Annotated in this window: 11 protein-coding genes; 4 read left to right on the forward strand and 7 right to left on the reverse strand. The window is 38.8% G+C overall.

Annotated features, from left to right (window positions below; all coding sequences use genetic code 11):
- Positions 1–93: 93 nt before the first annotated feature.
- Positions 94–1,608, forward strand: a complete 1,515-nt coding sequence (locus MN086_RS05180) for a cache domain-containing protein (protein WP_248576996.1) — start codon at positions 94–96, stop codon at positions 1,606–1,608.
- A 40-nt stretch (positions 1,609–1,648) separates the two neighbouring features.
- On the opposite strand, the gene MN086_RS05185 is transcribed toward MN086_RS05180, so the two are convergent.
- The 4 genes from MN086_RS05185 to MN086_RS05200 all read right to left on the reverse strand — a co-directional run bounded on the left by MN086_RS05185 (position 1,649) and on the right by MN086_RS05200 (position 4,730).
- Positions 1,649–2,260: a DUF2238 domain-containing protein gene (locus MN086_RS05185; protein ID WP_248576997.1), complete on the reverse strand. Its 612-nt coding sequence runs from the start codon at positions 2,258–2,260 to the stop codon at positions 1,649–1,651.
- 16 nt (positions 2,261–2,276) lie between these two features.
- Positions 2,277–2,885: a class I SAM-dependent methyltransferase gene (locus tag MN086_RS05190; RefSeq protein WP_248576998.1), complete on the reverse strand. Its 609-nt coding sequence runs from the start codon at positions 2,883–2,885 to the stop codon at positions 2,277–2,279.
- A 29-nt stretch (positions 2,886–2,914) separates the two neighbouring features.
- On the reverse strand, positions 2,915–3,568 hold the full coding sequence (locus MN086_RS05195) for a TetR/AcrR family transcriptional regulator (protein WP_248576999.1): 654 nt from the start codon (positions 3,566–3,568) through the stop codon (positions 2,915–2,917).
- Positions 3,569–4,289: 721 nt separating this feature from the next.
- Positions 4,290–4,730 (reverse strand): hypothetical protein, encoded by a 441-nt coding sequence (locus MN086_RS05200; RefSeq protein ID WP_248577000.1) that lies wholly within the window; start codon positions 4,728–4,730, stop codon positions 4,290–4,292.
- Between the two features lie 147 nt (positions 4,731–4,877).
- Here MN086_RS05200 and MN086_RS05205 point away from each other — a divergent pair, with 147 nt between their 5' ends.
- Positions 4,878–6,017 (forward strand): GGDEF domain-containing protein, encoded by a 1,140-nt coding sequence (locus tag MN086_RS05205; RefSeq protein WP_248577001.1) that lies wholly within the window; start codon positions 4,878–4,880, stop codon positions 6,015–6,017.
- Here MN086_RS05205 and MN086_RS05210 read toward each other — a convergent pair.
- Positions 6,010–6,777: a hypothetical protein gene (locus tag MN086_RS05210; RefSeq protein ID WP_248577002.1), complete on the reverse strand. Its 768-nt coding sequence runs from the start codon at positions 6,775–6,777 to the stop codon at positions 6,010–6,012. The genes MN086_RS05205 and MN086_RS05210 overlap by 8 nt on opposite strands.
- Before the next feature lie 206 nt (positions 6,778–6,983).
- Complete coding sequence (locus MN086_RS05215; RefSeq protein WP_248577003.1) at positions 6,984–10,001, reverse strand: hypothetical protein; 3,018 nt, start codon at positions 9,999–10,001, stop codon at positions 6,984–6,986.
- Between the two features lie 219 nt (positions 10,002–10,220).
- On the opposite strand from MN086_RS05215, the gene MN086_RS05220 reads away from it, so the two are divergent.
- A complete protein-coding gene (locus MN086_RS05220; RefSeq protein ID WP_248577004.1) occupies positions 10,221–11,246 on the forward strand; it encodes an aldo/keto reductase in 1,026 nt (341 codons plus the stop codon).
- Between the two features lie 23 nt (positions 11,247–11,269).
- On the opposite strand, the gene MN086_RS05225 is transcribed toward MN086_RS05220, so the two are convergent.
- Positions 11,270–11,692: a hypothetical protein gene (locus tag MN086_RS05225; protein WP_248577005.1), complete on the reverse strand. Its 423-nt coding sequence runs from the start codon at positions 11,690–11,692 to the stop codon at positions 11,270–11,272.
- A gap of 137 nt (positions 11,693–11,829) precedes the next feature.
- Here MN086_RS05225 and MN086_RS05230 point away from each other — a divergent pair, with 137 nt between their 5' ends.
- Positions 11,830–12,972, forward strand: a complete 1,143-nt coding sequence (locus MN086_RS05230; protein WP_248577006.1) for a type IV pilus twitching motility protein PilT — start codon at positions 11,830–11,832, stop codon at positions 12,970–12,972.
- Positions 12,973–13,025: the final 53 nt, after the last annotated feature.

A 13,025-nucleotide genomic window follows, 5' to 3' on the forward strand; every position in this document is an offset into this window, starting at 1 on the left:
ACATTACATTGTTAATGTCTGTTTCTACCAAATAAGGTGCACGCCGTGAAAGCTGTGTTATTGGAAAATGATGTGTGAATGAAGGAGAAAAAAATGAAAAATGTCATTTCAGCACTGTTTATTTTCATCTTTGCAAATTCAGCGTGGGCAGCAGAGGCTGTTCAAAACCAGCAAGCAGCAGTTCCTAAGACCACACTCAACGCGGCATCGAACTATCTCGATACTGTGTTGATGAATACGCTGACATCCCTTGAACTGATCACCTCTACTCCGGAAGCTAAAAAAGGCGACTGGAAAGGGATCAAACGCTACCTGAAACAGCTCAAAGGGCTTACACCTGGAGTCTATTTCTATGCTCTTCCTGATGGCAACTATTACTCTGTAACACTCGATTACACCAACCTAAATCTGAGCAACAGGGGGTATTTCAAATCGCTCTTTGCCGGTACCCTAGTGATGGGTTTTCCTATCTACAGCCGATCTTCCGGAAAGAAATCAGTTCTGATGGCTGCGCCCATCATAGCGACGGATGGCAAGGTGATCGGTGCACTCGGCGCTTCGGTCTTCCTGGACGAACTGCATGATAAACTCAATCGTGAATTTGCCCTGCCAGATGAGTACACTTGGTTTGTCTTAAACTCCGAGGGCATGGTGATGCTTGACAACGACAGTGATTTCATCTTTATGAATGCTCTCAAACAAGGAAGTGAATCTCTGCATGATGCTGTCTCAGAAGCCTTAAAAATGCAAAGTGGTCCCGTACAGTATCAACTCGATAGCCTCCGTCACGGATATTACCAGAAACTGTCAAATATGGATTGGTGGATGTTCCTTGCCAAAAAAGAGGGCTCAAAAGCAGCGACTCCGCCACAGCTGAAACTTTCGCTTGATAGCTTTGTGCCCGATCTGCAAAGCCGTTTGAACCATATTGACGAATCACTGGCGGCATTGATTACAAAAAGCAGGGTAGATGTCAAAAATGAGAGTGAGGTCAGAAAACTTCTTAACGCCATTCTTGATGAGAATTCCGATATTGTCGAAGCCTCTTTTGTTGATGCAAAGGGTGTGATGCACCAGGTTGTACCATCAGAATACAAGAACTTCGAGAATACGGACATTAGCTCTCAGGATCATGTAAAGGCGATGCTGCAAAAACCTACACCATTGCTCAGCAGTGGATTTACGGCAGTCGAACATTTTACGGCAGTGGTCATAGCTCGTCCGCTATTTGACAGCCAGAAAGTATTCTCAGGTTCTGTCAACCTGCTGATCCGTCCCGAACTTCTGGTCGACTCCCTGCTGAAAAAAACCACCATCCCGGATGACTATGAACTCTGGATCATGCAGCCAGATGGTATGATCATCTACGACCAGGACAAGAGTGAGATCGGCAGAATGCTCTTTAGTGATCCTATCTATGCGGGCTACGAAAATCTGTTAAAACTAAGTAAAAAGATAGCCGCTACACCTGAAGGTAAAGGAAGCTACATCTATTTAGCGCCCGAATCCAACGATAAGGCCATCAAAAATGCAATTTGGAAGAATGTCAGACTCCACAACCAAGAATGGCGTGTTGTTCTAGCCTATCGCCCTTATGAGAAGAGATAGAAGCTCTCACAGTAACCGGCATGAGTAAGGCACTGAACTCTCATGCTCTTGAGTATTCCATCATCAAGTTGAGTTGTTTATCATGGATCTTTGCAAGCAAGATAAGTGCTACAACAGCTCCAAACAGTGCATATCCCATATCTGACTGTGTATCCCACATATATCCCTGTGTTCCCAGGAAAGCTTCAGCATCTTCACCGACAGCAAGTGCTACCCACCACTCTATCAGTTCATACAAGGCCGAAAATGCCAAAACAATGCTTAGAATGATGGTATTCAGCCATATTTTACTGCCTTGTACGATATGTTTGCGTATCAATATCTCCCTGGCTAGTATTGCAGGGATAAATCCTTGTGCAAAATGACCGACTTTATCATAATTGTTCCGATCTTGGTCAAAAAGCTCTTTGATCCAGTCAAAAAGAGGGACTTCTGCATAGGTATAGTGTCCGCCTACCATCAAAATAATCATATGAATTAATATGAGTATGTAGAGCAGGGAGGTTAACGGAAACTTCTTATAGGTTAAAAGTAAAATGACCAAACCTATGAAGACCGGAAACACTTCCAAAAACCATGTAAATGGATCTTTAGGCAAAGCTGCAGACCATATTAAAACAGGTATAAAGATACTTAACCAAAGATATTTCATTTAATATTCTCTAATATTATTTAATCGCTGTCATTAAAAAAACAGTAAATTCGGCATGTGGCTTAGCTATTTTGTTGGCTAAACTGAAGGTCACATCCTTAAATCCTGCTTCTTGAGCATACTCAGCAAGCAAATGTCGATCAAAACCATAGTGAAAGACACCTTCATTATCACTGTGGAAAGTACCATCTTCACTATCCAGGTCAGCAATAGCAATAAACCCATGCTCATCAAGCATCGTATAGAACTTTGCAAAGAGGGCAGGTATATCTTCCAAATGATGGATCGTCATGGATGAAATGATACCATCGAACTTTCTTTCCAGTGTATCTGTACTCAGATCTTTCTCTATCACTTCTGTATTACACGAGAATTGACCACACTTATTTTGAAATTCCAAAAGCATAGAAGGTGAGTTGTCTACCGCTACAATTTTCTCTACATAGGGTGCGACAAAGTAGCTCAAAAGACCGGTACCCGCACCAAAATCCATCAATTCCATAGACTTGTTCAGTTTTATATTATCTACTATTAATTCCGCTATCCCTTTTGCATTCTGCACACGTTTGCTGTTCATATCCCACGATTTTGATTTTTTAGCAAAAAGATCTACTTTATTTTCCATGATATTCCTTAATATTATTTAGTATATTCCTAAAAAAGCGTCTCTTGTTTTTCCAGTTTTATATTATCCCAGAAGAAATCTACATGTTTCTCAAACATCGAAACAACAGAAGAGGTCGATTTTTTATCTAATTTTAGCAAAGAAACCTGCATTTGATAGAAAAACAGGGGAGAAAAGAACTCATTTGCCAATAAAAGAGGGTCTGAGGACTTGATCATCTCATCTTGCATCATCATAAAGAAGAGGCTTGAGAGCTTTTTAACGTTCTCCTGGTAGAAATACTCGTTGTATATCTCCCTGATCCGCTCATTTCTATAGATCTCCTGCATCAATAACTTTAAAAGCGCCTCATTTTGCCCGTCAAAGCCTATAAGCTTAAAAGTAGTGGCAATAGACATTAAGAGAGACTTTCCTTGTTTATGAAGCTCTGAGGCCTCTTTATCGCTAAATATAGTGACTATCGCAGAAGAGGTAAGTTCACTTACGAGTGTTTCAAGGATCTCATCCTTGTTCTTAAAGTGGTTATACAGTGCACTTTGTTTCATATCCATAGCACCCGCTATGTCTCTAACCGTTGTAGCCTTATAGCCTTTAGTTGAAAAGAGTTTCAGGGAAATTTTGAGTATTTTATCTTTGGTTTTACTTCCTTTAGTAGGGGAAGAACTAACGCTATGCTCGTTCATTGTGGCTCCTTTAGTGATATTGTAGTGAACATTTGTTCATTTGTCAAGTAATTATATTTCAATTAAAAGAACAACTGTTCATTTATAATTTTTATCTTAGAACTAAATAAGAACAATCGTTCATTTATTTTCTTTTTGATTCACATTCATAAGAACACTTGTTCATATAAAACCAATCTACTTACTGGTACAGCGTGCTTTGCGAAGGATCAATGTATTCCTTATATCTATACAGAAATGAAATAAAGTAGGGGGCCTATTGTAATATTTATAAATATTACAATAGGCTCATCTTTTGCACCTCATCAACTTAACCTGTGGTTTTAGATGTTTGTTGTTACATCTTATGATTGATTTTCCATACAATAGTTTTTATATTCTCATTACTGAAAAATTTTGATTTTGTAAAAATGTGGTTTTATGAAAAAGCGATGGAGTAATAAATTTTCTTTTTGTTAATAAAATCAGTTCGGATACAATTTTATAAGAGTAATGCAATTTGGATCTAAATTCAATTTGCACGGTTGAACAATAAAGTACAAAATGAGAAATAGTACACGAATATTAAATATTGGGTCTTATTGGTAAAAATAACTTTTTTAGATACCGTAAAACCTTTGCACTGATTTATGAAAGAGAAGAGAGTTTCTTTTTTAATAGAATTTATATTATGTTAACCAAACTATATTATTACTCCAGAATCTATATTATTTGTGTATCTCTACACAAATAACTCTTTGTTGTTTTGAGCAATCTTTTGAAGTTGTTCAAATGTCTTACTCTCTAAGGATCTTTGTTTGATCTTTGAAACCATACCTACTAGATGATCATAAGAATGAAAATTCACATTTTCTTTATATAGTGCTTTTGTAGTTAAATACTCTAAAACTTCTTTTCTACTGACAATATTTTCCCTTTCAAGATCTTGTATCAGTCCTTCAAGTAAATCATCATTTTCTTTACTAATGAGGTTTTCAGAGATCTTATCTGCTGCATCTTCATCTAATCCTCTACTATATAATAATGAAGAAACACTCGATGAGACAGAATCATTTATACTTTGGTTATATGAGACTGTCGTGAACACTGCATTTGCCATCACTGGATTCAAGGCCAAACCTGAAATAATAAGTGTCAAAGTGATAAAGTTTTGTTTATGCATTAAAAATCCTTTTACATATCTTAGTCTAATAAGGTTAATGGATTCTATTTTATTTCTATGTATACGCATATACCTCATCTATCTCTTATCCTTTGTAGAGAATTCTTATGGAAATATGCTATTATTTGATAAGGGAGAGGCAAAAACATGAATATGAACAATTTTTTACAAAGTGGTTTTAAGTTTACAGCTGAGGAAAACCTTCTACAGTTTAAATTTAAAATGCTGAATTCTATTTTGATCATTGTCGCTTTTTTTTCTCTTCTTTTTGCTTTACTTAGTGACTTAGGTATGAATGACATAGGCCCTATTCATACCAATGTAAATTATATGTATAGTTTACTGACATTGATGCTTATATTCTTTCTCAGACTCTCCAAACAAAATGACACAGCTGCATCACACGCTCTACTTGTTATCTCATTGATCACATTTACATCAGCACTTATTTTTGTACCACAAGATGAGTTTAGGATCATATGGTTCTACCTATTGATCTTTGTTGCCTATATGATCAATGGAAAAATAAGTGGACTACTCTATACACTATCTTCTATAGCGATTATACTGATCACCAATTTCACTATTGATCTGCATCTATCAGATGTAGCTATTCATTCAGCTATTTTGGGGCTGATCATAGGAAGCTTTTTATCCTTTATATATACCAATAAAATCATCAATTATGAAACCAGTTTAAAACAGCAAAACAGCAGTTTAAGTGTATTGGCTTCTACAGATTACCTGACAGGTATTATGAATAGACGTATGTTCAATCAAATTTCCGAACACTATTTTAAAACAGCTCAGCAGGATCATTTGAGTTTAACACTTCTTTTACTGGACTTGGATCATTTTAAAAAGGTCAATGATACATACGGTCATCAGACAGGTGATCAATTATTGATATGTTTTGTTCAAACTGTCAAAAACCTATTAAGAAAAAGTGACATATTTTCCCGTATAGGAGGTGAAGAATTTGCGATACTTCTGTCTCAAATAGATAAAAAAGATGCCTATCTTTTAGCCGAAAAAATCCGTCAAGCAGTTGAAAATGTCATTGTTCACTATGAAGGTCATAATGTATCGGTACGAACTTCTATTGGAATCGCCCAAAATAATGCAGCAGACACTTCATTTAGTGATATATTTTCTCGTTCTGATATGGCACTTTACAAAGCTAAAAAAGAGGGACGTAACCGGACATGTTGTGCAGCATTTTCAGAGAATGATATAGATTGTCCACAGACATCAGAACAGACTGAAATCCTTAATTTTTCTATCTAAATAGTTCCCAAAATTCGGAAAACTCAATAGTAAACTTATCAAGTCTTCTCTCTATACTCTCTTTAATATCCACTGATTTGCATATAAAGAAAAAAGCACGGGGTGAGTATGGCTTGTGCTTTATCGAAATTACATGCAAATACTCTTTTCTTAACTCACTTAACAGTGACTCTATCTGCCCATTATGCGCAAAAAAACGATTCAGGTGCTGATAGACGATACACACTTCCAAGTGAGGTAATCGGTAAAAATGACTTATTTCCTCTGTAAATACATATTTATGAGGATACACTTTGTCTGAATAATGTTTTTCGAGTGTAAGAAACTCAAAACATTGTGCTCCCCTATTGCATTTGAGTGCCATACCATTGTCCGGTGCAACAGCAACTACCTTCGATTTATGTGAAAATGTAAGGGCCCTCTTGAACCAATGATAACGTTCCTCTAAAGAACTGGGAACATATTCATAAAAGAACTTTGCATTTTCAAGTAGTTTCAGAGACTCCAACTCTCTCACTTCACGTTTATCTCTCATAATAAGACTTAGTAGAGAATCTTCCAGCTCTTTATCACATCCCATCATACGTTCAAAATAGTCAATATGCCTGCCATCATTGTTCTTTTCACCCTCACCTTCATGCATATACCAAATCTGTGCGAGTGCTTTCCCATGCATAGGACTCTCTGTATGGTTGAAAAGATAACGAAAAAGCTGGAACTTTCCAAAGTCCCCGACATCTCCTACATATTTGTCTTGCATCTAGGTGGGTCCTTTTTTGCGTAGTGTATCATGATTGTAATATGATTATTAACTATTTAATATTTCAAAGAATAAGTTGAATGTACCTGAAAAGAAACGTTGCAATTATGTAACGGCGTGTTGTAGATTAAAATTGTAAAGAGTGACCAAGGTACCTTTCAAAGAAGTTGGTACCCTAGTTAAAAAAATGGAAAGGCTTAGAAACTCTATTTTAGTAGTGTAAGACCACCACCGCTATCCGCCACATACACACGGCCATTTATCACAACCACATCACTTGCATAGCCTACTGTATTCGCATGTTCCTTCAACATCGGTGCAGCTGGATTTGTCCAGTCTATCTTGATGACACCCGCCGCCCCATAAGCTACATAGAAAAAATTCTTCCCATTGACACGAACAACATCCATTCCTGCAGCACCGCCGCCCCATCCTTCTAGGTCAGCACTACCGAAGAATGAAGTATCCTGAAGCTTGAAGCGTGCTGTGGCTTCTGGACGCTCACCTACAGTACCCGGTGTCCAGATATCTTGTGGATCAGTCCCAGGTAATAATGGTTTGATCAGATCAGCGATGCTGTAGCATACGATTCCGAAACTGTCATATGTAAAGAAGACATGGTCTCCTACAATCTTGACGGCTACACTCTTACCATCGGCTTTTCCGGCTTTCTCATCTTCCCATTTGATCGGTTCAAAAATTTTGATCAACGTCATGTTGTTATCATTCACATTGGTAACATCAATAACAGCGATACCTCTACTTCCTGCGGCAACAAAGGCATATGATGTACCTGTACTTGTATCGTCCCAGAGCGCCACACCAGATACACGGCCAAGATCTGGCTGAGAGTTGGTATCTCCACCGATATTGGCAACTACAAAACCATTACTGTTAGTGGAGTCAGTCGGATCCTCATTTAGATCATATACTGTAAGACCGTTACTGCCATCGGCAGTAAATGCCAAGTTTCCTTTTAGTGCAGCACTATAAGCATGGTCTTGCATACTTAGGAAATCAGCGACATTTCCCTCATCCTTATTATGCTCATAAATATCCGTGTTAGCAGGATATAGTAGTTGAGGAGCGCCGACTGTACCCATAACTGATCTATCGACACGACGTACACCACGGCTTTGTGACATTACAAGAGCGGAGTTCGTTGCATTATCCAAAATAACATCATGTGCATGTGGTGCCGGATTGATGTCACCTATCGGGTATTCATCCTGCAATGTATTGGCTACCAGATGAACATCATCTGTCGGATAACATAAGTCATTCGCTATCCTCCATACTGACATACCATGGGGTCCATCTGCTAAGTACAGAATATTCTTATAAGCAGCTACTCCTTCGGAATGACCAATATTGATAATTCCCTCGGTTGCAATACCATTTTCATCTGCACCTATCTCATCCGTAGTAGCAAAATGAACCGGCACTTCAAAATCATATCTTGGAGTACTACCATAGACATCTATAAAATTAAGTCCACCTCCGCCCGAAGTGAGAAGAACATCAGTCATTCCGTTTGCATTAGGATCAAATGTACTCGTAAAATTAAAAACATTACCGTGTCCACTAACCTCACCTGTTGCCAGTAATATCGGTGCTTCACTGATAAAAGTCGGTACAGACTCTTCTGAGCCTGGAAGTAACACAGGAGTCATATCATAGGATGTGACAAATTCATAGTCAGGCCAATGGTCACCTAAGTTATTATTATCATCGTTGTTAAAATTACCAGCACTCCAATTACCTGCAGGATTATCCGCATTGCCTATCACCATCAATCCTGCAAAATGATCTGAAAAATAAACTTCTTTTGTATTTGCATTGACCTTGACATCAACAATACCTGCCTCTTTAAGCATACCGACCCCAAAATATGGGAAAAGACTCTGCGATTGTTCTCCCGTCTGAGCATCAGGTCCATGTGCCGGTAGCCCAGGAACGTATCCCAAATAAGTACCTTCTAGGAAATCATTCTGTGTTTGACAATCTGCACTTCGTGCTGTTGCGGTCTCATATCCTGTAACATCCACTGCCACCATACCTCCAAGACCATACGCAATATATGCGATCGTTGTATTCAGATCACCTGCACCAAGGAATGTTGCAACATCAACTCTACGAGCATCATAGTAGAATTTACCATATCTATCAAAATCAGCCCATGGTGTTGGATCAACAGCATCACCGTGCCAAACCTCTATTATTTCATAACTTGCTTGTTTATAATCTGGCATTCCGGTACATACATCGATAAAGCTTCCGTTTACATCTGACTGGACCTGCGTAGTAACATCCATATCTATGAACCAGTCCTCACCACCGTTGTTCTCGGTAGCATCAGTATAAAGGTTATAACGCCCTACTTGCTCTAAAGTCTTAGGATTATAAATCCCGATACCTAGGAAACCTTGGGCAACAAAAAGCCTTGTGTTATTACCTTCACCGAACATTGTCAAACTTTTTGGACCACCCCATGGATTTTCACCTGCATACTGTAATGTATATACTTCATCTTCGATCTTTAAGGTACCATCTGCTTCTCTACCGTTAATTGGATCAAAAAGATTGACCAGACCCGTCTTATGAAGTCCGTACCCTTCATTCCCGATCAATAGCTGTATTGATGTAGATGTGGAGTTCCCCTCATTATAGACGACCAGTGAACTGATAGGTCCACGAGTACTTGAAATATTGTTATCAAGTACTATATCTCCCCCACCTTCTGTCCAGTTGATACCTTCATGATAATAATTGACCTTAACACTCTCCACGTCGGGATGTATAACCATACTAGTAGGGTCAGTGATATCCACTGCTGTAATCCCCTCTTCTCCCATTGCCACTAGTGCATAACGTTTATTATTATGTGTAACGATCTCTATATCATGTATAAAGCCTTCTACTTCCAACCCTACTGTACTTTCAGGCGTATGAACAGGAGAGGCACGTAGTTCATTCGCAATATTATAAAGCGTCCACTCGGTGACATTGTCATCAGCCATGAATGGTTCCACATTGGTCACTGCACCACCTATACGATCTTGTGTATTCAAAGAGGCTTCTATAGGCACATTACATATACCCGTATCTCCACCGCTTCCACCATCTCCGCCGCCACCACAGCTGCAAGATGGAAACATAGCAGAAACTACCAACCCCAGAGTGAGTAACCCCAATCTCATTACATTTTTCTTATGTATATACATTCCTTCCTCCTTATATTATGTAAAACATATCTATAACTAAATGATCAATTAATATTATAGTATAAATAAAAATAATTTACTATTGCCCTAGCTATATTGTTCTCATTTTTAAATATGATTACAAATACAAAAACCAGTGACTCTAAGCTCCATAGCAATAGAGACAAACTTTATAAAATTTAAGATATGCTATAGAAACCCAATTTTATAAGGATCACTATGGACTATAGATATATAGGAAAAACAGGACTTCGTGTTTCACCCATTTGTATGGGGACAATGACCTTTGGGACACAGTGTGACAAAAAAGAAGCTTTTGCCATTATGGATAAAGCCTATGACCATGGCGTTAACTTTTATGATACAGCTGAGCTCTACCCTGTTCCGCCTGACGCAAAACTTGCAGGTATTACGGAAGAGTGGGTAGGAGAGTGGATGAAAACAAAGCCACGTGATTCTATTATTATGGCCACTAAAGTAGCAGGAGCAGCAAGTGGCTGGTTTGTTCCGCCTATCCGTCATGGGATGACCGCTATTGATCGTTTTCATATCGAACGTGCGATAGAAGGAAGTCTGAATCGGCTCAAAACGGACTATATAGACCTTTATCAGATGCATTGGCCTGATACCGTTGTTCCTATAGAAGAGTCTCTGGAAGCTTTTGATAGATTGGTAAAGGCAGGAAAAGTGCGTTATATAGGAACTTCCAATGACACGGCATACGGTACAAGCAAAGCACTGATGACTTCCCACTATAAAGGGTTGGCACGGTTTGAGTCCATACAGAACAATTTTTCTCTTTTAAACCGCAGATTTTTGGATGAGCTCTCTACCCTTTCTCAAAATGAACAGATCTCACTGCTCCCCTATTCACCGCTGGCAGGAGGTGTGCTCTCAGGAAAATACAACCAGGGACTAAAACCAGAAGATGCAAAAGGAAGGTTTGCAACATACCTGAAATCGCCAAACCAAAGACAACGACTGATGGCACAACGTTTCATGAATGAAAAGACACTGGCATCCACACAAAAATACTTAAAGATATCAGCTGATGCAGGACTACACCCCGTCACACTGGCTACTGCCTGGTCAAAACAGTTTGATTTTGTGGCCTCCACCATCATAGGTGCGACGCATACAGATCAGCTTGATGCTTCACTGGCAGCTATGAATCTCACGCTCAGTGATGAAGTGTTGAACGCTTGCGACAAAGTACATGAAGAGATACTCTACCCTATGGGGTAAACTATCTCTATTTGGAATATCTTTTATTTAGTGGCTTTACCGTTTTTGATAATAAACGTATCCTGCATCAACTGTAAAGATCTAGCACTGTTTTTTGCCCTATATCGGCAAACTGTCGTCCACCCACTTTCACCTGCCTGGATCGGACCGCACCTTTCTTCTTCCAAAGATTCAGGGTAGCGAAGTGTTTTATCCCAATATGCATAAACCTCAGAGGGAACACCCGTGCTGTATTTACCATAAGGTTTTGGACCAAATTTTATTTCTAATTCATTCAATTTTGCAGCTTCTGAGGCAAGTTGTTTAGCCTTTTGATGGTTCTGTTCTGAGATCTGCATATCTATAGGTGAACTGGAGATATCTGTATGTTTTTTCATCCATAAAGGTTCTGTGATCCATAGAGCCAATAACAGCAGTGCTAATAGTACATATTTCATGATTTTCATCATCCTGTCCTTATCTCTTCAACAAATAATGTATTCTACCATCTAAACTCTGATTTATCATTTTTTCATATTTCTCTATAATATAAGCAAATAAGCAGTAGTATAATATAAACAGATAAAGGAAATGGAGGGAAACTATGTCTTTAACACAAAATATAAAAGAGAGATTGGATTCTTGGCTGAATATGCTGATTGAGGCGAATGGTGCTGATCTGCATATTAAATCAGATAGCCAGATACATGCACGTATAAAAAGCGATATCGTTCTTTTATCTAATGAAAAACTAGATACAAAGACCATTGAATCACTTGTTGAAATGCTGACAGGTGATGAATATGAAGAATTTATGAAAACGAAGGAGTTTGATGGTGCCTACGCCCTTAATGAGAACTACCGTTTCCGTATCAATATTTCTATGCATCTTGGTGGTTTCGCATTGGCCTTCCGTCTTATACCTTCTTATATCAAAACCATAGAAGAGCTGAACCTTCCTACAGCCTTGCACAAGCTCACCCATCTTAGACGTGGTCTAGTTCTCATTACAGGTACGACAGGAAGTGGTAAATCCACAACCCTCTCTAGTGTGATAGAAGAGATCAATAAAATTTATCCACGTCACATTATCACTGTTGAAGACCCTATAGAGTATGTACATAATGATATAAAATCGATCGTAGAACAACGTGAACTGGGATTGCATACGACCAGTTTTTCACGTGCATTGCGTGCAGCGATGCGTGAAGACCCGGATATTATTGTCGTTGGTGAAATGCGTGATATGGCAACAGCTGAAAGTATTTTACAAGCTGTCAATACAGGGCATCTTGTCTTTTCTACTGTTCATACACTGGATGCCAGAGAAACCGTTGACCGTATTATCGCTATTTTCCCGAACGAAGAGCAAAACCGTGTACGTGAAACACTTGCTTCAACCTTGGAAGCAGTTGTCTCTCAACGTCTTATCAGAGGTCTATCCGGAGATATGATCCCCGCTGTGGAGCTCATGTTTAAAAGTCCTCAAATCCAGGAACTTATTCGAAATAAACGTGACAATGAAATTCCTGATGCCCTGGATAAAGAACATACCAGTTTTAATTCCATTAGCTTTAATCGTGCACTTTTTGATCTCACAATGGCAGAGAAGATCAGTGAGGAACAGGCATACCAGTATGCAAGCAGCCCTGCTGACCTTAAATTGATGTTTACGGTCAGTACAGAATATGAAGAAAAATTCCATCCGGAGTCCATAGGTGATGCTCCTTCACTTAAAAATGAATAAATACTGCCTGGTTAATGCTCAAGAACAATAAGATGGATTCACCAGAAGATGGC

It is taken from the genome of Sulfurovum sp. XGS-02 (assembly GCF_023213175.1).
Lineage (GTDB): Bacteria > Campylobacterota > Campylobacteria > Campylobacterales > Sulfurovaceae > Sulfurovum.

Coding starts and splice junctions, on each gene's coding strand:
- MN086_RS05180 (WP_248576996.1), top strand. CDS start 94: ATGAAAAATGTCATTTCAGCACTGTTTATTTTCATCTTTGCAAATTCA.
- MN086_RS05185 (WP_248576997.1), bottom strand. CDS start 2,260: ATGAAATATCTTTGGTTAAGTATCTTTATACCTGTTTTAATATGGTCT.
- MN086_RS05190 (WP_248576998.1), bottom strand. CDS start 2,885: ATGGAAAATAAAGTAGATCTTTTTGCTAAAAAATCAAAATCGTGGGAT.
- MN086_RS05195 (WP_248576999.1), bottom strand. CDS start 3,568: ATGAACGAGCATAGCGTTAGTTCTTCCCCTACTAAAGGAAGTAAAACC.
- MN086_RS05200 (WP_248577000.1), bottom strand. CDS start 4,730: ATGCATAAACAAAACTTTATCACTTTGACACTTATTATTTCAGGTTTG.
- MN086_RS05205 (WP_248577001.1), top strand. CDS start 4,878: ATGAATATGAACAATTTTTTACAAAGTGGTTTTAAGTTTACAGCTGAG.
- MN086_RS05210 (WP_248577002.1), bottom strand. CDS start 6,777: ATGCAAGACAAATATGTAGGAGATGTCGGGGACTTTGGAAAGTTCCAG.
- MN086_RS05215 (WP_248577003.1), bottom strand. CDS start 10,001: ATGTATATACATAAGAAAAATGTAATGAGATTGGGGTTACTCACTCTG.
- MN086_RS05220 (WP_248577004.1), top strand. CDS start 10,221: ATGGACTATAGATATATAGGAAAAACAGGACTTCGTGTTTCACCCATT.
- MN086_RS05225 (WP_248577005.1), bottom strand. CDS start 11,692: ATGAAAATCATGAAATATGTACTATTAGCACTGCTGTTATTGGCTCTA.
- MN086_RS05230 (WP_248577006.1), top strand. CDS start 11,830: ATGTCTTTAACACAAAATATAAAAGAGAGATTGGATTCTTGGCTGAAT.